The sequence below is a fragment of the Kitasatospora sp. NPDC056327 genome (assembly GCF_042261735.1).
Classification (GTDB): Bacteria; Actinomycetota; Actinomycetes; order Streptomycetales; family Streptomycetaceae; genus Kitasatospora.
Genome location: NZ_JBHJRC010000169.1, coordinates 1 through 18,043, shown reverse-complemented (window position 1 = coordinate 18,043; position 18,043 = coordinate 1). Strand labels below are relative to the sequence as shown.

Annotated in this window: 20 protein-coding genes; 8 read left to right on the top strand and 12 right to left on the bottom strand. The window is 73.6% G+C overall.

Going from position 1 to position 18,043, the window contains the following annotated elements:
• The first annotated feature begins 124 nt into the window (after positions 1-124).
• Both ACFCX4_RS23115 and ACFCX4_RS23110 read left to right on the top strand, forming a co-directional pair.
• On the top strand, positions 125-679 hold the full coding sequence (locus ACFCX4_RS23115; protein ID WP_376145346.1) for a hypothetical protein: 555 nt from the start codon (positions 125-127) through the stop codon (positions 677-679).
• A 126-nt stretch (positions 680-805) separates the two neighbouring features.
• A complete protein-coding gene (locus tag ACFCX4_RS23110) occupies positions 806-1,642 on the top strand; it encodes a DUF4097 domain-containing protein (protein WP_376145345.1) in 837 nt (278 codons plus the stop codon).
• A gap of 207 nt (positions 1,643-1,849) precedes the next feature.
• On the opposite strand, the gene ACFCX4_RS23105 is transcribed toward ACFCX4_RS23110, so the two are convergent.
• Positions 1,850-2,581 (bottom strand): TetR/AcrR family transcriptional regulator, encoded by a 732-nt coding sequence (locus ACFCX4_RS23105; RefSeq protein WP_376145343.1) that lies wholly within the window; start codon positions 2,579-2,581, stop codon positions 1,850-1,852.
• Between the two features lie 160 nt (positions 2,582-2,741).
• Here ACFCX4_RS23105 and ACFCX4_RS23100 point away from each other — a divergent pair, with 160 nt between their 5' ends.
• Positions 2,742-4,277, top strand: coding sequence for an MFS transporter (locus ACFCX4_RS23100; protein ID WP_376145341.1), 1,536 nt, complete (start codon positions 2,742-2,744; stop codon positions 4,275-4,277).
• Between the two features lie 98 nt (positions 4,278-4,375).
• Here ACFCX4_RS23100 and ACFCX4_RS23095 read toward each other — a convergent pair whose 3' ends face one another.
• The 5 genes from ACFCX4_RS23095 to ACFCX4_RS23075 form a co-directional block, all read right to left on the bottom strand.
• A complete protein-coding gene (locus ACFCX4_RS23095; RefSeq protein ID WP_376145339.1) occupies positions 4,376-5,035 on the bottom strand; it encodes a peptidase inhibitor family I36 protein in 660 nt (219 codons plus the stop codon).
• A 115-nt stretch (positions 5,036-5,150) separates the two neighbouring features.
• A complete protein-coding gene (locus ACFCX4_RS23090) occupies positions 5,151-6,179 on the bottom strand; it encodes a CU044_5270 family protein (protein ID WP_376145338.1) in 1,029 nt (342 codons plus the stop codon).
• Complete coding sequence (locus ACFCX4_RS23085) at positions 6,176-6,814, bottom strand: RNA polymerase sigma factor (protein WP_376145336.1); 639 nt, start codon at positions 6,812-6,814, stop codon at positions 6,176-6,178. The genes ACFCX4_RS23090 and ACFCX4_RS23085 overlap by 4 nt, the downstream gene beginning before the upstream one ends.
• 98 nt (positions 6,815-6,912) lie before the next feature.
• Positions 6,913-7,098, bottom strand: coding sequence for a DUF397 domain-containing protein (locus tag ACFCX4_RS23080; RefSeq protein ID WP_376145334.1), 186 nt, complete (start codon positions 7,096-7,098; stop codon positions 6,913-6,915).
• Positions 7,098-7,943, bottom strand: a complete 846-nt coding sequence (locus ACFCX4_RS23075; RefSeq protein ID WP_376145332.1) for a helix-turn-helix domain-containing protein — start codon at positions 7,941-7,943, stop codon at positions 7,098-7,100. The genes ACFCX4_RS23080 and ACFCX4_RS23075 overlap by 1 nt, the downstream gene beginning before the upstream one ends.
• 208 nt (positions 7,944-8,151) lie before the next feature.
• Here ACFCX4_RS23075 and ACFCX4_RS23070 point away from each other — a divergent pair, with 208 nt between their 5' ends.
• Positions 8,152-8,514: an ATP-binding protein gene (locus ACFCX4_RS23070; protein ID WP_376145330.1), complete on the top strand. Its 363-nt coding sequence runs from the start codon at positions 8,152-8,154 to the stop codon at positions 8,512-8,514.
• A gap of 342 nt (positions 8,515-8,856) precedes the next feature.
• Here the strand turns inward: ACFCX4_RS23070 and ACFCX4_RS23065 are convergent, their stop codons facing one another.
• The 5 genes from ACFCX4_RS23065 to ACFCX4_RS23045 all read right to left on the bottom strand — a co-directional run bounded on the left by ACFCX4_RS23065 (position 8,857) and on the right by ACFCX4_RS23045 (position 13,782).
• Positions 8,857-10,122: a serine hydrolase domain-containing protein gene (locus ACFCX4_RS23065; protein ID WP_376145328.1), complete on the bottom strand. Its 1,266-nt coding sequence runs from the start codon at positions 10,120-10,122 to the stop codon at positions 8,857-8,859.
• A gap of 225 nt (positions 10,123-10,347) precedes the next feature.
• Complete coding sequence (locus ACFCX4_RS23060) at positions 10,348-11,586, bottom strand: serine hydrolase domain-containing protein (protein WP_376145326.1); 1,239 nt, start codon at positions 11,584-11,586, stop codon at positions 10,348-10,350.
• A 212-nt stretch (positions 11,587-11,798) separates the two neighbouring features.
• Positions 11,799-12,569, bottom strand: a complete 771-nt coding sequence (locus tag ACFCX4_RS23055; protein WP_376145324.1) for a CDP-alcohol phosphatidyltransferase family protein — start codon at positions 12,567-12,569, stop codon at positions 11,799-11,801.
• A gap of 116 nt (positions 12,570-12,685) precedes the next feature.
• Positions 12,686-13,390 (bottom strand): YidC/Oxa1 family membrane protein insertase, encoded by a 705-nt coding sequence (locus ACFCX4_RS23050; RefSeq protein WP_376145322.1) that lies wholly within the window; start codon positions 13,388-13,390, stop codon positions 12,686-12,688.
• Positions 13,391-13,485: 95 nt separating this feature from the next.
• On the bottom strand, positions 13,486-13,782 hold the full coding sequence (locus ACFCX4_RS23045; protein ID WP_376145320.1) for a DUF6412 domain-containing protein: 297 nt from the start codon (positions 13,780-13,782) through the stop codon (positions 13,486-13,488).
• Positions 13,783-14,100: 318 nt separating this feature from the next.
• Between ACFCX4_RS23045 and ACFCX4_RS23040 the strand changes: the two genes are divergently transcribed.
• The 3 genes from ACFCX4_RS23040 (at position 14,101) to ACFCX4_RS23030 (ending at position 15,551) form a co-directional block, all read left to right on the top strand.
• Positions 14,101-14,385, top strand: a complete 285-nt coding sequence (locus ACFCX4_RS23040; protein WP_376145318.1) for a type II toxin-antitoxin system Phd/YefM family antitoxin — start codon at positions 14,101-14,103, stop codon at positions 14,383-14,385.
• Positions 14,378-14,800 carry a type II toxin-antitoxin system VapC family toxin gene (locus tag ACFCX4_RS23035; protein ID WP_376145316.1) on the top strand — a complete coding sequence of 141 codons (423 nt, stop codon included), beginning with the start codon at positions 14,378-14,380 and terminating at the stop codon, positions 14,798-14,800. Before ACFCX4_RS23040 ends, ACFCX4_RS23035 begins: the two co-directional genes overlap by 8 nt.
• A 178-nt stretch (positions 14,801-14,978) precedes the next feature.
• A complete protein-coding gene (locus tag ACFCX4_RS23030) occupies positions 14,979-15,551 on the top strand; it encodes an RICIN domain-containing protein (RefSeq protein ID WP_376145314.1) in 573 nt (190 codons plus the stop codon).
• A 64-nt stretch (positions 15,552-15,615) separates the two neighbouring features.
• On the opposite strand, the gene ACFCX4_RS23025 is transcribed toward ACFCX4_RS23030, so the two are convergent.
• Positions 15,616-16,743 carry a Gfo/Idh/MocA family oxidoreductase gene (locus ACFCX4_RS23025; RefSeq protein ID WP_376145312.1) on the bottom strand — a complete coding sequence of 376 codons (1,128 nt, stop codon included), beginning with the start codon at positions 16,741-16,743 and terminating at the stop codon, positions 15,616-15,618.
• Between the two features lie 472 nt (positions 16,744-17,215).
• Here ACFCX4_RS23025 and ACFCX4_RS23020 point away from each other — a divergent pair, with 472 nt between their 5' ends.
• A complete protein-coding gene (locus ACFCX4_RS23020; RefSeq protein ID WP_376145310.1) occupies positions 17,216-17,995 on the top strand; it encodes an HAD-IIA family hydrolase in 780 nt (259 codons plus the stop codon).
• Positions 17,996-18,043 lie beyond the last annotated feature (48 nt).

The following is an 18,043-nucleotide window of genomic DNA, read 5'->3' as shown; positions in this document are numbered from 1 at the left end:
CGCCGGCCCCATCCCGCCGGCGGGGCCTTCGGCATCCCGTGGCACCAGTCACTCGTTCGAGTGGTGCCACGGTGTGGTGCCAAAAAGGCTCGACATGGCGCCATGGGTGTGCCATGCTCTGGCCATGGACCTCACGCCGTACGTCGACAACCTCCGGCACGAGCTCGCGGTGGCCGCGGGCGCGGGCGGGGACGAAGCGCGCGCTCTCGCCGAGCGCCTGACCCTGCCGCTGGAGTCGGCCGCCCGGCTCACGCTGCTGAACGCGCTATCCGACGCCATGGGGGAGGTGACGCGGGAGCTGGCGCCGGGCTCGGTGGACGTCCGGCTGCGCGGACTCGATCCGGAGTTCGTGGTGTCGGCGCCGCCCGCCGCCGACTCCTTCCACGGCCCGGAGCCGTCCGGGCCGGGGGTGGTGCCGCCGGTGCCACCCGTGGCGCCGTCCGCATCGCCGTCCGGGGCCGGGGAGGCGGTCGACGACGGCAACACCGCCCGGATCAACTTCCGGCTTCCCGGCCACCTCAAGGCCCGGGTCGAGGAGGCCGCCGGGCAGGAGGGCCTCTCGGTCAACGCCTGGCTGGTCCGGGCCGTCGCCGCCGCGCTGGAGCCGGGAGCCCCCGTCCGGCCCGAGCCGAGGCTCAGGCGCGCCACCGGCCAGGGGTTCACCGGCTGGGTCCGATAGGCCCTGGCTCCCCGGGCCCGTTCGCATCCGCCCCTCGCCCATCCGCCCCTCCATCCCTCGCCCATCCACCACTTCACCCTTTCCACCTGCGAAGACGCAGGGCAGAGCCATGAGGACGGGACAGCCATGCCTACGTTCGACACCCCCAGCCCGATCAGTGCCACCCTGGAGTTCGACATCGGCTCGGTGCGGATCACCGCGGGCGAGCGGACCGACACGGTCGTCGAGGTGCGGCCGGCCGATCCGGCCTCCGAGGTCGACGTGCGGATCGCCGAGCAGACCAAGGTCACCTGCGCCGACGGCGCGCTGGTCCTCAAGGCCCCGAAGAAGCGGTCGATCTTCGGCCGGGCGGGATCGATCGACGTCGTGATCGAGGTGCCGGCCGGCTCCGGGATCCGCGGTGACGTGCCGATGGGCGACTTCCTGCTGGAGGGCGTCTTCGGCGACTGCCGGCTGAAGACCTCGGTCGGCCGGATCCAGGTCGACGAGGCGGCCACGGTCCACCTGCGGAGCGACCACGGGGAGGTCCGGCTGCGGCGGGCCGGCGGGGACGCCGAGGTGGTGTCCTCCGGGCGGATCGAACTCAACAGCGTCGCGGGTGCTCTGACGGTCAAGAACCTCAACGGCGAGACCTTCGTCGGGGAGGTCGGCGGGGAGCTGCGGGCCAACTCCTCCAACGGTGCCATCACCGTCGGCACCGCGCTGGCCGGGGTCGACGCCAAGTCCGCCCACGGCAGCATCCGGATCGGCGAGGTGGTCCGCGGTCAGGCCGTCCTGCAGACCTCCATCGGGGACCTGGAGGTCGGCATCGCGGAGGGCACCGCCGCCTGGCTCGACGTGCACACCAAGGTCGGCGGCGTCCGCAACGCGCTGGAGGCCTCGGGCACGCCGGGTGCCGCCGAGGAGACGGTCGAGGTGCGGGCCCGGACGCAGGTGGGGGACATCGTGATCCGGCGCGCCTGAGCCGCCGGCGCGGCGGAAGGGCGGACGTCCGGGCGCTCGCCCCCTCGCCCGCGGGCGCGGCGGGCCGGGTGGCCCGGCCCGTCAGGAGCTGCCTGTGGCCGCCGGGACGGGCGGCGGTCACAGGCGTCGGACCAGTAACCCGCGGTCCGGGTGCCCGGACCCGCTGTGCCCGGACCCGCTGTGCCCGGCCCCCGGAGGGTCCAAGCCCTAGTGCGGCAGCCGGAGGGCCAGGCCGTCGAGGATGACCTCCACGCCGTAGGCGAACTTCTGGTCGCGCATGACGGCGGGCTCGCCGGCCGCGGCGGTGGCCGCGGCGTCGGCGATGGCGCCGGAGAGGTGCTCGTGCCCGACCACCGCCTCCTGGGCGCCGGGCATGAGCTGGGCGATGAACTCGGCCTCGGTCTGGCCGGTCTTCGCCACGGTGGTGAGGAAGGCGGCCTCGCTGGTGCTCATGCCGAGCACGAAGGAGAGCAGGGTGTCGATCGCCCGTGAGGGCTCCGGGAAGCCGATCGCCGCGAACAGCGCGGCCATCCGCTCGGAGACGACGACCAGGTTGGGGCCGAGGTAGACCAGTCCGGCCTGGCCGATCAGGGAGGCCAGCCAGCGGTGGCGCAGGGCGACGCCCCGGAACGACTCGCAGGTCGCCACGGCCTCGGCGCGCCAGTCGTCGGTGTCGACCTCCGGCAGGGTGATCTCGCCGAACACCGCGTCCACCGCGAGCTCGATCAGTTCGTCCTTGGTGGCGACGTGCCGGTAGAGGGACGTCGCGCCGGCGTTGAGGCGGGCACCCAGCTTGCGCATGGAGAGCGCGTCGACCCCGTCCGCGTCGAGCATCACGATCGCCTCGCGGACGATCGAGTCCCGGCTGAGCGCGGGCTGCTCGGGCTCGCGCTGCCGGCGGGCCCATACGGACGGGATCGGGTTCGTCTTGGCGGTCATCGGCCGGTCCTCCCTCGGTGGAACGGAACAGAACTTACCTGCGTACACCGTTCGCCGCAGCGTACAGCAAACGGTATTGCGCACGCTGTACGCACTGTGGAACAGTGTGCGCATCGACGGAACATCGTACGCACCTCAGGTGCCTCGGAGGGGAAAAGACATGGAAGGCCGTAATCCGCGGCGCTGGTGGATCCTGCTCGTGCTGTGCCTCAGCACGCTCGTCCTGGTGGTCGACAGCATGGCGCTGACCGTGGCGGTGCCGTCGATGACGGAGGACCTCAACGCCACCGCGCAGGACACGCAGTGGATCCTCGACTCCTACATCCTGGTCTTCGCCGGCCTGCTGCTGACCTCCGGAAGCCTCGGCGACCGGTTCGGGCGCCGGAAGGTCATGATCATCGGTCTGCTGCTGTTCGGAGCTGCCTCACTGGCGGCGACGTACTGCACCAACCCCGGCGAGGTCATCGCGAGCCGGGTGGCGATGGGTGTCGGCGGTGCGCTGATCATGCCCTCGACCCTGTCGATCCTCATCACCGTCTTCGACGACGACGAGCGCGGCAAGGCCATGGCGGCCTGGGGTGCGGTGTCGATGCTCGGCCTGGTCGGCAGCCCGGTGCTGGGCGGCGTGCTGATCGACCACTTCTCCTGGCACTCGATCTTCTTCATCAACGTGCCGGTGGTGGTCGTCGCGATCACGGCCGCGCTGCTCCTCATGCCCGAGTCCAAGGGCCCGTGGCAGAAGGCCGACCCGCTGGGCGCGGTGCTCTCCGCGGTCGGCATGACCGCGATGATCTGGTGGATCATCGAGATCCCCAAGCACGGCGCGTTCGGCGGCACCTCGCTGGTCACCCTGACGGTGGGCGTCGCGGCCCTGGTCGGCTTCGTGATCTGGGAGAACGTGGTGGCCGAGCCGATGGTGCCGCTGATGCTCTTCAGGAAGCGCAACTTCAGCGGCGGCACGCTCTCGCTGACCCTGGTGCAGGTCGGCAACGGCGGCCTGCTGCTCGTCCTCACCCAGTACCTGCAGTTCGTGCTCGGCTACTCGCCGATGAAGGCGGGCCTGGCCTTCGTGCCGATGGCCGTCGCCGCCCTGATCGGCAACGGCGCCGGTGCCGGTCTCGTGGCGAAGTTCGGTCACCGGCCGCTGGTGCTGACCGGTATGGCGCTGATGGCCGGGGCGTTCGTCCTGCTCGGCACGGTCGACGCGGAGACCGGCTTCGCCGTCCCGGCGGTGGCCCTGGGCCTGCTCGGCCTGGGCGCCGGCCTCGCGATGCCGGCCGCGATCGGCGCGCTGATGGGCGAGATCCCGCCGGAGAAGGCCGGCGTCGGCTCGGCCCTGAACGACACCATCCAGCAGGCGGGCACCGCGCTCGGCATCGCGATCCTCGGCTCGCTGCTCGCCAGTGGCTATGCCGACCGGATGCCGGCCGGCTCCTCCGGGCAGGCCAGGCAGTCGATCGCCGGCGCGCTGGCCGAGGCCAGGAGCACCGGTGACGCGGGCCTGGTCCACACGGCCCGGGAGGCGTTCACCTCGGCGATGTCGACCACGTTCACCGTGAGCGCCGCGGGTGTCCTGGCCGCGCTCGTGCTGGCGGCGGTGGTGCTCCGCAACCGCAGGCCCGGCGACGCGGGCACCCCGGACGCGTCGGCCGCGCCGGCCGCTCCGGCGAAGGACACCACCGAACTGGTGGGGTGACGCGCGGGAGGAACACGACGAAGGCCGGTGCCCCGGGAGGGTACCGGCCTTCGGGCGTCGGGCGTCGTGCGGTGCGGAGCGCGTACCCTGCGGCGCGGCTACAGGACGACGTAGTCGGCCTTGTCGTTCCAGTTGCCGCCGTACGGGTAGCTCAGGCCGGTGAAGTCGTAGCAGTTGCCGTTCCACAGGTAGACCGAGGGGTCCGGCTGAAGGGTGCGGTCGTCGTAGACCGTGAGGTCGCCGCCGGAGCGGAACACGCAGGCGGAGCTGGCCTGGTCGCGGAACGACCAGTCGGAGAGGTACTTGGTGCCCGGCTGCGACCAGCGCAGCAGGGCACCGGAGAAGTTGGTGTGCTCCCAGAGGCAGGCGTAGCCGGAGCCGCAGTCCGCGGTCCCCGCCGGCGCCGGCACGGCGCGGGACGCCGCGGCCGGAGGAGCCTCGGCGGCCCGTGCGGCGAGCGCCGGGTCGACGGTCGCGAGGGCCCGGTCGGCCTCGGCGACGCTGTCGTGGCAGTAGACGGCACCTCCCGTCACCTCGGTGCAGACCCGGGCGCCGCCCCAGCCCTTGGAGAGGTCGATCTGCTTGCCCCTGTAGCTGGCGAGCACCGGCTTCGACGGCGTTGCCTTCTCCGGACCGGCGGACTGCTGGGCGTCGACGGCCGGAGCCGCCGGCGCGGGCGTCGCCGTGGCGGCCGGAGCCGCCAGCGCGAGCGCGCCGACGGCTGCGGTGACGACGGCGAGCGTGCGGAAGGAACGCACGGTCAACTTCTCCCCTGGTGAGTCGTGGCAGGACTGTGCTGCCACGACCCAACGCCGGATCGGCCGATCGCACAATAGTTCCGACGAGGACCGGTCAATGGCTGGCCGAATTGGCTCAGTGGCTTGATTCTGCGGCTTCCGCGGGCGCCGTCTCCCCGGGGGCGCCGACGATGCCCCGCGCGATGACGGCGGTGGACTCCACGTCGTCACCGCTCCTGCCCCAGGGACCGTCCTGCACCAGGACGGTGCGGGTGCCGAGGAGGCGCAGCGTCGCCCGGTCGAAGATCCACTCGAAGCGCCGCCCGTCGCTCACCCGGGCCACCGCCACCCCGTGGCGCCCGGTGGCGTCGACCGAGTCGTCCACGGTCAGCACGCCCGGGATGCGCGCGGCGGCGCGGTAGAGGGCAGAGCCCACCGGCGGCGGGACGACCGAGTCCCGCAGGAGGTCGCCGATGGCGATGAAGGCCTCGTGGTCCGCGCCGGCCGTCGAGCCGGAGCCGGAGCCGTGGTTCAGCCGGGTGTCGGCGTAGATCAGTTTCAGCAGGGCCTCGGGTTCGGTCGGCAGGTTGGTCAGCAGCCGGTAGGTGGGCGAGTTCAGCGATCCGGGGGCGGTGGCGGGGAGCTGTGCGTCGGCGCCGTCGCGGCGTTCGAGGCCGGTGCGGCCGCCGTCCACGGCGGTCCAGCGCTCGGTGTCCGTGGTGGTGGCGGCCTGCGCCATGGTGCCGTCGGCGGCCTCGGTGAGCGTGCTGGTGTGGACGACCTTCCTGAGGTACGTGAACTGGGTGTCCCGGGCCGGCGGCAGCGGCCGGTCGTAGGCGACCCGGGCGATCCGGTCGAGGAGTTCGACCGACGCGGCGGTGGCGGGCGGGGCCGGGTCCTGCCGGGAGGGGGCGTCGGGGACGAGCGTCACGGCCGTGATGGCGGCGGCGGTGGCGACGGCGGCGACCAGGACCAGGCCGCGCCAGCGGGTGGCGACGGCGGCGAAGGGGCGGGGACGGGCGAACTCGGCGAGCAGCAGGTCACGGCGGGCGGCCAGCTGGGAGGGGGAGGGTTCCGGGTGGGGCGGCGGGGGGAGCAACCGGGCGAGTTCACGGCGTTCGCAGTGCTCGTCCCACTCGGTGTGTTCGGTGCGTGTGGTGCTCATGGCCGCCTTTCCTGGTGGTGGCCCACGGACTGATGGCTGATGGCGAGGCCGGCGGGAGCCGAGGGGGCCGGGGGAGCGGAGGCGGCCCGTGGTGGTGCGGGGGGATCCTCGGCGTCGACGATGCGGCGGAGCTTGTCCCGGACGCGCGAGAGCCGGGAGCGGACGGTGCCGACGGGTATGCCCAGCGCCCGGGCGGCCTCGGCGTAGCCGAGCCCGGACCAGACGACGAGCGTGAAGACCTCCCGCTCCGGTCCGCCCAGCTGGTCGAGCGCCCGGACGGCGGCCGCCGCCGTGTTGGCGTCGGTGATCCGGCCGACGACTTCGTCGGCGAAGTCGGGGATCGGGTCGCGGCGCGGCAGCCGGGACATCGCGTCCCGGTGCCGGCGCGCGGTGCGGGCGGTGTTGCGGAGCACGTTGGTGGCGATGGCCAGCAGCCAGGCGCGGGGGTGCAGGACCTCGTCCCGGAGCTTCCTGCGGAGCCGCCAGGCTTCGAGGAAGGTCAGGGAGACGATGTCGTCCGCGAGGTCGCGGTCCCCGGTCGATCTGTACGCGTGCGCGAAGACCGTGCGAGCGTGCTGATCGTAGAGCTCGGCGAACAACTGGCGCTCGCCGGCCTGCGTCTGCTTACTGGACAAGGAGGACTCCACGCAGATCTGGTGTCCGCAGCACGGAGGCGGTTCCAGGAAATTTTGGGGAGAACGGGAAAGCCGGCACCCCGAGGGGCGCCGGCGGCTCAGACGTCGAACTCCCCGTCGCGGATGCCGGAGACCAGGTCCCGCCACTCGGAGAGGGTCAGCCGGGCTATGGAGGAGGGGGCGAGGCTGCTCCGGACGTAGACGGAGTCGCCGGTGACGGCCACCTCGGGGCAGTTGTTGGCATTCGCGCACGACGAGGGTCGTGCCCAGGAGAGTTCCTCCATCAGAGCTCCTTCTTGATCGTTGTCATCAGGTCGCGCGAACCGTCGACGGAGAGTGCTCGCCCGGCCATGACGTTCATGAGCGTGCGGTACCTGTCCAGGTGTTCCGTCGTGTGGAGGAACGTCGGGCCTTCGACGGTGTCGTACTGCACGGTGTCGAGCCGTGGCACCGGGCCGTTCATATAGATGAGGGCTTGTCCGGACCCCATGAAGCCTTCCGCGTCGAAGCGGACGATGCGAAGGGTGATGTGTGGCCGCTCGGAAAGCTCCAGCATCCAACTCAGCTGCTCCCGCAGTACCTCTCGCCCGCCGAACTGCATGCGGAGCGCGGCCTCGTGCACGATCGCGGTGTAGGGCGGGGAGCCTTCGGACATCAGGATGTCGGCTCGTCGCATGCGGTGCTCGACGCGCGTTTCGACCATGCGTGGACTCAGGGGGACCGGGGCGTCCCGGAAGACGGCTCTGCTGTACCGCTCGGTCTGCATCGGTCCGGGCGGATGGCAGATCTGGTAGGACTGCGTGGCCCTCGCGTAGTACTCGTGCTCGGCGAGGTCGAGAAAGCCGAGTGGTACGGCTCCCCGGTACTCCTCCCACCACCCCTTGGAGCGGTCGCCCGCCATCGTGGCGAGCGCCGAGACGAACGAGTCGTCGGTTTCGCCGTACTTGCGGGCGAGCGCGGTGACTCTCTCCGGCGTCACCGCGTAGAGCGCCTGCTCGATCAGCGTGATCTTCGTGCGGTCCACGCCGAGGACGGACGAGGCCTCAGCGGTGGTCGTGCCGGCGGCATCTCGCATCTTTCGCAGCTCGATGCCGACCCGCTGCCTTCGTGCACTTGGGGTAGGTGGCATGGGCCCAGCATCTACCGCGAGCGTCGAGCGAGTCCAGCCGCGATCTGGGGTACAAGTTCTTCGATTTCTAGTACATGTACCGCACTATGCCTTACAGTCTGTGATGCACCGCTCACCGGACGGAATGTCACCAACTCCCCGGAGTCGGGCCGTTGGCATCCTCTTGCCTCCCTCCGGTGCGCCCCCGCCCACACCGCTGGGAGCCCTCATGTGTAACCGCAACACCCCTGCCCTCGCCCTCTCCCGCGAGGTGCTGCGCTCCGCGATGAGCCACGTCGGCTTCCGTCCCGACGTCATCGCCGACGCCGAACTCGCCCTCGCCGAACTGATCGTCAACGCCTGGCGCCACGGCCGGACCGCCTCGCCCGTGGTCCTCGTCCTCGTCCTCGGCCGCACCCTGCGGGTTTCCGTCGGCGACGACTCCTCGGACCTCCCCGACCCGCGCCCCCCGGCCGGACTCGCGGAGTCCGGCCGGGGGCTCCAGCTCGTCCAGGGCCTCACCCACCGCTGGGGTGCCGAACCGCAGAAGCGCGGCAAGCTCGTCTGGTTCGAGCTCGACCACGCCGCGTGACGGTGCTCGGTCTCCTGGTCCTCGTCATCACGGCCGCAGTCGTCGGAGCCTTCTGTCAGTTCCGCTCCGACGCCCTCCGTGCACGCCACCGCTCCCACTGCATCCACTGCATCCGCTGCGGGGCCGGCGTTCCCCGTGCGGCGCGCGGTTCGTGCCGGGCGTGCCGTGAGGCCGGCGAACGGTTCTGACGCCGGATCGGGCGCGCCCGACCTGACCGGCTGCCCGGTCGGTCAGGGCGGACGCCCCGGCCGGATCATCGTCCCCGGGGCGGAGCGCGCCCGTCCATCTGCCGCTCGGCGGGCCGCCCCTCCTCCCGGGAGCGCAGCGCGGAGAGCGCCGGCCTCAGCGCACCGCCCCCACCCCGCCGGTCCGCAGGCCCGCCGCGGCTCCGGCCGGGGCCGCGGCGCCGCACAGCGTCCTGACCGCCAGACCGACGACCGCCTCGTCGGTGCCCGACGGGTCCGTGCCCTCGTACGGGTTGTACGACAGCGCCACCTGCCGCTTGCCGTCCGCCGTGCCGAACAGCAGCGTCCCCCAGCCCGGCAGGCCGCCGTCGTGGCCCCAGAGCGGGCCGCAGCCGAAGTCGGACTGCGCCACGCCGAGTCCGTAGAACGAGTGGCCCGACCCGGTCGGCACCGTACGCGTCAGCTCCGCCTGCTCGGCGGGCCGCAGCAGCCGGCCGCCGAACAGGGCGGCGTGGAAGCGGTTGAGGTCGGCGGTGGTGGAGATGCCGTTGCCGGCCGCGTCGCCGACAGTCGGGTTGAGCCGGGTGATGTCGGCCGGGCCCTCCGCCACCTTGGCGTACGCGTGGGCGTGCGGGCCGCCCAGGCCGGTCCCGGAGCCGGGGAAGGTGGTGTCCTGGAGGCCCAGCGGCCGGACGATCCGCCGGTCGACCTCGCTCTGCCAGCTGTTCCCGGTGAGCTTTCCGATCAGCATCCCGGCGAGCACGTAGTTGGTGTTGGAGTACTTCCAGCCCTGGCCCGGGGCGAAGTACGGCGCGTGCGCGACGCCGACCGCGACCAGTTCCTCGGGGCGGTGCTCCTGCCAGCGGCGCTGCCCGTAGACGTAGTCGCGCAGGGTCTCCTCGTCCTGGTAGAAGAACCGCCGGTCCTCCGCGTAGTCGTACAGCCCGCTGGTGTGGTTGAGCAACTGGCGCACGCTGATCGCGCCGCCGTTCGGGACGAGGCCCGGCAGGTGCCGCTCGACCGGGTCGTCCAGCCGCAGCCTCCCCTCGGCGACCAGCTGGAGCACGACCGTGGACACGAAGGCCTTGGTCACGCTGCCGATCCGGAACCGGCCGTCCGGCCTGACCGGCTGCCCGCCGGCCAGGTCGGACGTGCCGGCGCCGCCGCGCCAGACCCGGCGGCCGTCCTGCCGGACCTCGGCGAACGCGGCGGTCGAGGTGCCGTTCTCGACGAAGGCGCGCAGCTCGGCCTGCGCGTCGGTGCCGCCGCCCCGGCGGGCCTCGGCCCCGGTCCCGGCGGGCGCGGCCGCCAGGGCCGCCGCCGGGGCGAGCGTGACGACGGCCGCGCCGGCCAGTGCCACGGCGGCCAGTCGCCGGCCCAACCGCCGTTTCGCGCGCGGGGCCTGAGTCTGTGTGATCGTCATGGCGGAACACCCTCCCGGCCCGGACGTCGGGCCCTCGCCGCCCAGGCTCGCACCCGTCCGGCCCGGGCCGCGTCAGCCTCCGGACCGGCTTCGGCGCACCGCGGCAGTCCGTCCGGGGTAGCCCGCGCCCCGGCCGAACGGCGGGGGTGGCGCGCCGTGTCGTCGGCATCGCGGCGGATGCCGGGCGCTCCCCGCCGTACGGCCGGGCCGCTCACCTCGGGATTCTCAACGCAGGGCCCGGAAGGGTGGGTTCGTTCCGGTGACTGCCGGGGACGGGGCCTGCGCACCGCACGAGGCCTTCTCCAGGAAGGCGTTCAGGGTGGTGGCGGTGTCGTCGGTCTCGGCTCCCTCCGTGAGGTTGAAGGAGAGCGCGAACTGGCGGGTGCCGTCCTTCGCACCGAGCCAGATCGTGTTGTACCCGGGGATGCCGCCGGTGTGGCCCCAGACCCCGCCGCACGGGAAGTCGTAGCGGATGACGCCGAGTCCGTAGTGCGCGCCGATCGACGGCGCGGGGACCACGGTGGTCATCTCGGCGAGGCGGGCCGGGGACAGCAGCCGGCCGCCGAACAGGGCGGCGTGGAAGCGGTTGAGGTCGGCGGTGGTGGAGATGCCGTTGCCGGCGGCGTCACCGAAGCTCGGGTTCAGCCGGGTGATATCGGTGCGCCCCTCCGGCAGCGCGACGTAACCGTGGGCGTGCGGGCCGGGGAGGCCCGTGCGGTCGTTCGGGAAGGTGGTGTCGTCCAGGTGCAGCGGCCGGACGATCCGGCGGTTGACCTCGCTCTGCCAGCTGCGGCCGGTGACGGTGCGGATCACCTCGCCGATCAGGATGTAGTTGGTGTTGGAGTAGTGCCAGCCCTGGCCCGGGGGGAAGTAGCGCGTCCCGTTCACGCCCGCCCCGATCAGGTCCGCCGGACTGTAGGACACCCAGCGGCCCCGGTCGAGGTAGGTGCGCAGGGACGCCTCGTCCCGGTAGAGGAAGCGCGGGTCCTCCAGGTAGTCGAAGAGTCCGCTGGTGTGGTTGAGGAGTTGGCGCAGGGTGATGGCGTCGCCGCCGGGGACGGTGCCGGGCAGGAGTTTCTGCACGGAGTCGTCGAGGCGGAGCCTGCCCTCCTCGGCCAGTTGGAGGACGACGGTGGCGACGAAGGTCTTGGTGACGCTGCCGATCCGGAAGTAGCCGTCGGCGCGGGCGGGGCGGTTGGTGTCGAGGTCGGTGACGCCGGCGGCGTCGCGCCAGGTGCGGCGGCCGTTCTCGCGGATCTCGGCGAGGGCGGCGGTGGAGGCGCCGCGTTCGACGACGGCGCGCAGTTCGGGGCCGGGGCCTGTTCCGGCGGCGTCGGCCCGGGCGGTGGTGCCGGTGGCGGCCACGGCCCCGGCGGGCGCGGTGGCGAGCGTCGCCGTCAGGGCGAGCGCGACGGCGGCGAGCCGGACGGCACGGGTGGTGCGGACGGTGCGGTGGGTGTGCACGGTGATCCCTTCCGGGCCCGGACTCCGGGCCCCCGGAGCCACGTTCGCAATCACCCCGGCCCGCCCGCGTCGTCCCGGGGAGGGCGGTGCACCGACCCCCGGGGAGGGTGCGGTCCGCCCTCCGGGGAGGTGCCGCACCCTCCCCGGAGGGCGGACGGCACCCGCGTCGGCGCTCGGCGCGACCGTCCGGTGCCGCCGTCCGGTGCCGCGGCTCAGCGCAGGCGCGAGGAGGACAGGATCGACGCGAGGTGCGCGACCACCATCCCCCAGGTGATCACCGCGATCGCGGCGACCGTCGCCTGGGTCGGATCGGTGCCGCCCGCCACCACGTCCACGACCGCCGCCGCCAGCAGTACCAGCGAGGCCTCGATGCCGTTGGTCACCCGGTGGATCTTGAACACCGAGGCCAGCCGGCGCGCGGTCGCGATGCCCTGCGACCGCGGCTGCGTCGACTCCTCGTCCGCCGGGGCCAGCCCGCTGCGCGAACGCGCCACGTCCACCAGGTCGGTCGACGCCTTCAGCAGCACCACGCCCAGCGCGGCCGCCAGGCCCACCGACACCCACAGCTCCGACCCGCCCCGGGCCGCCCGGACGCCCGCGCCGATCATCAGCGCCGCGTCCGCCAGGTAGGCGCCGAGCCGGTCGACGTACACCCCGGCGATGCTGAACTGCTTCTTCCAGCGGGCCACCTCGCCGTCGACGCAGTCGAACAGCAGGAAGCCCTGCATCAGCAGCACCGCCAGCGCCGCCCCCGGCAGCCCGGGGATCAGCAGCGCCGCTCCGGCGCCCACCCCGCAGACCACCATCACCCAGGTCAGGGTGTTCGGCGACACCGGGGTCCGCACCAGTTGCCGGGTGACCCGCAGCGAGACGTCCCGCATGTAGAGCCGCCCCGCCCAGTGCTCCCCGTTGCGGCTCGCCAGCTTCGCCTGCGGCTGGCAGACCTCCCGCAGCTCGGCCAACGCCGGAGCAGCGACCGTCATGGTCCGACCCTTCCCTTCACCTGTCCGAACCCGCCTGTGTGATCGTCCGGCCGACCGGGCCAAACGATCACACAGGCTAGAGGAGGACCGGCGGGCCGGCCGACCCGGGCGGGGTCTCAGGCCGGGACCGCGGTGGCCGGCTCCGCCGCGCCGTCCCGGTGCAGCCGGGCCCGCTCGGCGGCGGACCAGGCGGCCGTGGTCAGCAGGTGGATTCCCGCCGCCAGCGGGACGAGGGCCGCGAACAGCACCGTGCCGAAGGACAGGTACGGCAGGAACGCGAGCCCCGGCCGCGGGGCGGCCCGGCCCGCCCGGGCGGCCGCCTGTGCGCGGCGGGCCCGCCGGAAGCCGACGCAGGCCACCGCCGTCAGCCCCGCGTACAGCACGGCGAACACCGCCCACTGCCCGGCGCCGTGCGCCTGGCCCGCGTGCAGGCCGAGCGGGGTACCGAACAGGGTGTGGCCGAGCAGGTCGTTCGGCGTGGTGAACAGCCGGTACATCACCGAGAAGAACGGGATCTGCACCAGCACCGGTAGGCACCCGGCGAACGGCGAGGCCTTCTCCTCCCGGTACAGCTCGGCGAGCGCCGCCCGGAGCCTCTCCGGGCGGTCCCCGTGCTTCCGGCTCAGCTCGGCGATCCGCGGTGCCAGCCGGGTGCGCGCCTGCTCGCCGCGCGCCGCCGCCCGCGCCGGCGGGTGCAGCGCGAGCCGGACGCAGACGGTGAACAGGACGATCGCGAGCGCCGTCGGCAGGACGTGCGCGAGCGCGCTGACGACTTCGTGGGCCAGGCCGACGGCCGGGTCGAGCAGGGCGAAGACGGACATGGTGAACGAGCCCTCCGGGGTCTCGGGGTACGAGTGATCGGCGGAGGACGGCCGCGCGGGCCCGGACGTTCGGGGAGAAGCCGTTCGGGGAACGGTTACGCGGCCGCCGGGGCCGCTCCCGGAGCCCTGGGGCGCCGTCGGCCCCGGGCGTCCGGATCACGCTGCGGGAGGAAGGCCGTCCGGAACGCGCGCCTGCGCAGTGCCCCGGCCCGTACGCTCGCCGGTGCCCGTGCCCCCAGCAGCCGCGCGACGACCAGCGTCCCCGCGACCGCCCCGGCCACCAGCACCACGGCCGCCGCGGCCGCCACCGACGCCAGCGACCCGCCGCCCTCGGCGAGCCATTCACCACTCAGCACCCGGAGCACGCCGAGCAGCATCGCGACCACCGTCACGTCCCTGCCCTCCTCACCGCCCCGGAGCCATGTCTGCGGAGGAGGACGACCGGGTGCCCGCGAGGGTTCCCGGCGCGGGGTGCTGGGGGGTGCTGGGGGCTCCGGCCGACGGCCCCCGCCGTCCTCGCGTCCGGCCGCGGGGCGGAGCAGCCGCCCCGGGCGGTCCTTCCGGGGTGGTCCTTCCGGGGTGGTCCGGGAGGGGCGCGGTTCCGGCGGATCCGGGCCTCTCCGGGGTGGGTCCCGGCGGATTCCGGAGCGGGCCGGAGGACCGCCGCGCGAGGTGTAGCCGCGGGTGCTACGCGGGGCTACCTTGGGAGGATGAAGACGATTTCCCAGCGGGAGTTCCGGAACAACTCCGCCGCGGTGATGGACGCCGTGGAGGCGGGGGAGACCTTCCACATCACCAGGAACGGGGTCGAGGTCGCCGAGCTGCGGCCGGTCGTGGGGAGGCGGCGGCTCACGGCGGAGGAGCTGGTGGCGCGGCACGTGAAGCTGCCGAAGGTCGACTACCAGCAGATGCGCAAGGAGGCCGAGGAGTACTTCGGGCCGGAGGAACTCGTCGGCGACGAGGACGGCGACCCGTTCGAGCGGCCGCGTGGTTGAGCGGCGGCGGGCGTCCCGGCGGCGGCCCGCCGGGGTGCTGGACACCTGTGTCTACATCGACCTGGCACTGCTCAACCCGGCCGACCTGCCGGCGGTGCCGGAGCTGACCGCGATCACCTTCGCCGAGCTGCAGCAGGGCGTCTCGATGGCCCGCGACCCGGCCGCCCGGGCGGCCCGGTTGGAGGTGCTGGGCGCGGCGATGGCGGACTTCGACCCGCTGCCCTTCGACGCGGCCGCCGCCGCCCGCTACGGGACCCTGGTGACCCTGACCATCGCCGCCGGCCGGCAGCCGCGTCCGCGCCGGATCGATCTGATGATCGCCGCGATCGCCTCCGCGCACGCGCTGCCGCTCTACACGCGCAACCTCGCCGACTTCAAGGGGCTCGGCCCGGCCGTCGAGGTCATCGGCGTCTGAGGGCTCTGGCAGGACGGCGGGTCCGGTGAACCCGGTGGCCCGCCGACCCGGGAGATTTGTGCGCACCTTGTGAAGGATTGGTGGAGCTGTCATCATCGACTCGCCACGGCGGAGTGGGGCGGGCGCCGGGGCGCACGATGCGTGCTGTCCGGCCGTCCCACGGGCGAGGGGTGGGGACATGACGTTCCGTCCGAGGAGACGGGCGGCGGTGCGCGCGGGCGCGGTGGCGGCCGGCGCGATGCTGGTGCTCAGCGGTCAGACGGCTGCCGCGTCGGCGGCGGTGATGGGGTCGGGCGATCCGCCGGCGACCTGGGGCCCGTACCAGTACGTCAACCGCAGCAGCGGGAAGTGCCTGGAGGTGGCGGACTGGCGGCTGGACGAGTGGGCACCGGTCCGGCAGTGGGACTGCACGGGCGGGAACAACCAGAAGTGGAAGCTGGTGGGCCGCAACGACGTCGAACGCAGTTTCTGGAAGATGGTCAACGTCCACAGCGGCAAGTGTCTCCACTGGCCGCCCGTGGGCGGGCGGAGCCCGTGGGGCGGGACCGAGCTGATCCAGCTCTCCTGCGCTCAGGACACGCTCTGGTCGATCCCGGAACCGTACGGCCCGGAGGCCGAGAACACCGTCATCGGTGCCGGGTACGACGGTCTCGTCCTGGAGATCGGCGGCTTCAGCGGAGCCCAGGGCGCGCCCGCGCAGCTGTGGTGGTCCAACGGCGGTGCCAACCAGCTGTGGGAACGCCGCCGGTAGAGCGGCCGGCCCGGGGCGGGGCGGGCCGGGTGCTCCGCCCCGCCCCCACTCCCGGGCCCGCGGCTCAGCCCCGTCCGGCCGGGTCCGGCCGGACGGTGGTGCCGGTGGCGTCGGAGGCACGGGCGGCCTCCAGCACGGCGAGGGTGGCGACGGCGTCGCGCGGATCCACCGGGGGCGGTGTGCCGGGGACGGCCAGGGCGGCGGCGACCCCCGCGTAGAAGGCCGGGTAGTCGCCGGGGTCGGTGGGCAGCGGGGTCGTGGACCCGTCCGTGCCCAGGGTGCCGTACCGGGCGGGGTCGTCGGCGCCCCAGGGGAGGGTGCCGTCGGGGCGCAGACCGGTCCGGAGCGCGGCCTCCTGCGGGTCCATGCCGGGCTTGACGTACCCGGCGCTGTCACCGAGGACCCGCAGCCGGGGGCCGGCGAGCGGGGCGAGGGCGCTGGTCCACAGGTGGGAACGGGTGCCGTTGGCGTGGGTGAGGGCGAGGAAGGCGTCGTCGTCGACCACCGCGCCGTCGCGCCGCACGTCGATCTCGGCGTACACCGTCTCGACCGGCCCGAAGAGCGTCAGCGCCTGGTCGACGAGGTGGCTGCCGAGGTCGTACAGCGTGCCGCCGACCTCGGCCGGGTCGGCGAGTTCGCGCCAGCCGGCCTTGGGCTTGGGCCGGAACCGCTCGAAGCGGGACTCGAAGCGGTGCACCCGGCCGAGCGCGCCCTCACGGACCAGCCGGGCGGCGGTGAGGAAGTCGCCGTCCCAGCGGCGGTTCTGGAACACGGTGAGCAGGGTGCCGCGCGACTCGGCGAGCTCGCACAGGTCGAGCGCCTCGGCGGCGGTGCCGGCCAGCGGCTTGTCCACCACGGTGGCCAGCCCGGCCCCGAGCGCGGCACGGGCGAGCGGCGCGTGGGTGCGGTTGGGCGAGGCGATGACGACCAGGTCGAGGGCCCCGGGGTCGGCGAGCAGCTGCCCGGGGGTGTCGACGGCACGGGCCCCGGGGTGCTCCCGCGCCAGCTGGGCCCGGCGCTCCGGGTTGGCGGTGACCACCGCGTCCAGCCGGAGACCGGGGGTGGTGGCGATCAGCGGGGCGTGGAACGCGGAGCCGGCCAGGCCGTAGCCGATCAGACCGACGCGGAAGGGCGGACGGTTGCCGGGCGGGGTGGCCGTGCCGGCCGGGGCGGGGTGCGCGGAGGTCGTCATGCGGCCCACTCAACCACGGTGCGCCCGGCGGGCCCCGGTTCCGGCGCCGCGGCGTCCGGGTCCCGGTGGGGCGGGGGGTGCCGCCGCCGCGGTGGGGGACGCGGCGGCGGCAGACCGGGCGGCGGTCGTCGGGCGACGGCCGCCGGGTGGCGTTCACGTTAACCGCGCGCGGCCGGATCACCGAGGGGTCATCGCTGCGGTTAGGGGCGGCTTAAGGAGCCGTTGAGGAGGACCCGTCACGCGGCGCCCCGGCCGGCGGCGGCCGTCCGGGCAGGCCGGCGGGCCTCCGGTTCGGGCGGTGGCCGCGCTCGCCTTCCGAAGGATTCTGCAGGTGGACACTGTGGAGCGAACAGACGGACGACTACGCTGGGCGGTGTTGGGGCAGCCGAGGGCGCCCGGCCGGCCGAGGGTGTCCGGTCCGGAGTGATGTGCGGGACCGTTCGAACCATTGCAAGACCGAGGAGACACCTACGTGGCAGAGCGCAAGCCCATCGAGTCCTGGCTGACCGACATGGACGGGGTCCTCATCCACGAGGGCACCCCGATCCCGGGGGCCGACGAGTTCATCCGCAGGCTCCGGGAGTCCGGCAAGCCGTTCCTGGTGCTGACCAACAACTCGATCTACACCCAGCGCGACCTCCAGGCCCGGCTCTCCCGGATGGGACTCGACATCCCGGCCGAGAACATCTGGACCTCCGCCCTGGCCACCGCGAAGTTCCTCGGCACCCAGCGCCCGGGCGGCACCGCCTACGTGATCGGCGAGGCCGGCCTCACCACGGCCATGCACGACGTCGGCTACGTGCTGACCGACAGCGACCCCGACTTCGTCGTGCTGGGCGAGACCCGCACCTACAGCTTCGAGGCGCTCACCAAGGCGATCCGCCTGATCAACCAGGGCGCCCGGTTCATCTGCACCAACCCGGACGAGACCGGCCCGTCCACCGAGGGCGTGCTGCCGGCCACCGGTTCGGTGGCCGCGCTGATCACCAAGGCGACCGGCGTGGAGCCGTACTTCGTCGGCAAGCCCAACCCGCTGATGATGCGCGAGGCGCTCAACACGGCCGGTGCCCACTCGGAGAGCGCCGTGATGATCGGCGACCGGATGGACACCGACATCGTGGCCGGCATGGAGGCCGGCATGGAGACCATCCTGGTGCTCACCGGCCTCACCGCCGCCGCCGACGTCGAGCGGTTCCCCTACCGGCCGACCCGGGTGGTCGACTCGATCGCGGACCTGGTCGACCTGGTCTAGCCACGGGCTTGCCGCTGCGGGCCCCGTTCCCGGCCGACGGCCGGGAAC

Coding starts and splice junctions, on each gene's coding strand:
- ACFCX4_RS23070 (WP_376145330.1), top strand. CDS start 8,152: ATGTGTAACCGCAACACCCCTGCCCTCGCCCTCTCCCGCGAGGTGCTG.
- ACFCX4_RS23115 (WP_376145346.1), top strand. CDS start 125: ATGGACCTCACGCCGTACGTCGACAACCTCCGGCACGAGCTCGCGGTG.
- ACFCX4_RS23090 (WP_376145338.1), bottom strand. CDS start 6,179: ATGAGCACCACACGCACCGAACACACCGAGTGGGACGAGCACTGCGAA.
- ACFCX4_RS23080 (WP_376145334.1), bottom strand. CDS start 7,098: ATGGAGGAACTCTCCTGGGCACGACCCTCGTCGTGCGCGAATGCCAAC.
- ACFCX4_RS23075 (WP_376145332.1), bottom strand. CDS start 7,943: ATGCCACCTACCCCAAGTGCACGAAGGCAGCGGGTCGGCATCGAGCTG.
- ACFCX4_RS23025 (WP_376145312.1), bottom strand. CDS start 16,743: ATGACGACCTCCGCGCACCCCGCCCCGGCCGGCACGGCCACCCCGCCC.
- ACFCX4_RS23110 (WP_376145345.1), top strand. CDS start 806: ATGCCTACGTTCGACACCCCCAGCCCGATCAGTGCCACCCTGGAGTTC.
- ACFCX4_RS23050 (WP_376145322.1), bottom strand. CDS start 13,390: ATGTCCGTCTTCGCCCTGCTCGACCCGGCCGTCGGCCTGGCCCACGAA.
- ACFCX4_RS23100 (WP_376145341.1), top strand. CDS start 2,742: ATGGAAGGCCGTAATCCGCGGCGCTGGTGGATCCTGCTCGTGCTGTGC.
- ACFCX4_RS23105 (WP_376145343.1), bottom strand. CDS start 2,581: ATGACCGCCAAGACGAACCCGATCCCGTCCGTATGGGCCCGCCGGCAG.
- ACFCX4_RS23040 (WP_376145318.1), top strand. CDS start 14,101: ATGAAGACGATTTCCCAGCGGGAGTTCCGGAACAACTCCGCCGCGGTG.
- ACFCX4_RS23065 (WP_376145328.1), bottom strand. CDS start 10,122: ATGACGATCACACAGACTCAGGCCCCGCGCGCGAAACGGCGGTTGGGC.
- ACFCX4_RS23030 (WP_376145314.1), top strand. CDS start 14,979: ATGACGTTCCGTCCGAGGAGACGGGCGGCGGTGCGCGCGGGCGCGGTG.
- ACFCX4_RS23055 (WP_376145324.1), bottom strand. CDS start 12,569: ATGACGGTCGCTGCTCCGGCGTTGGCCGAGCTGCGGGAGGTCTGCCAG.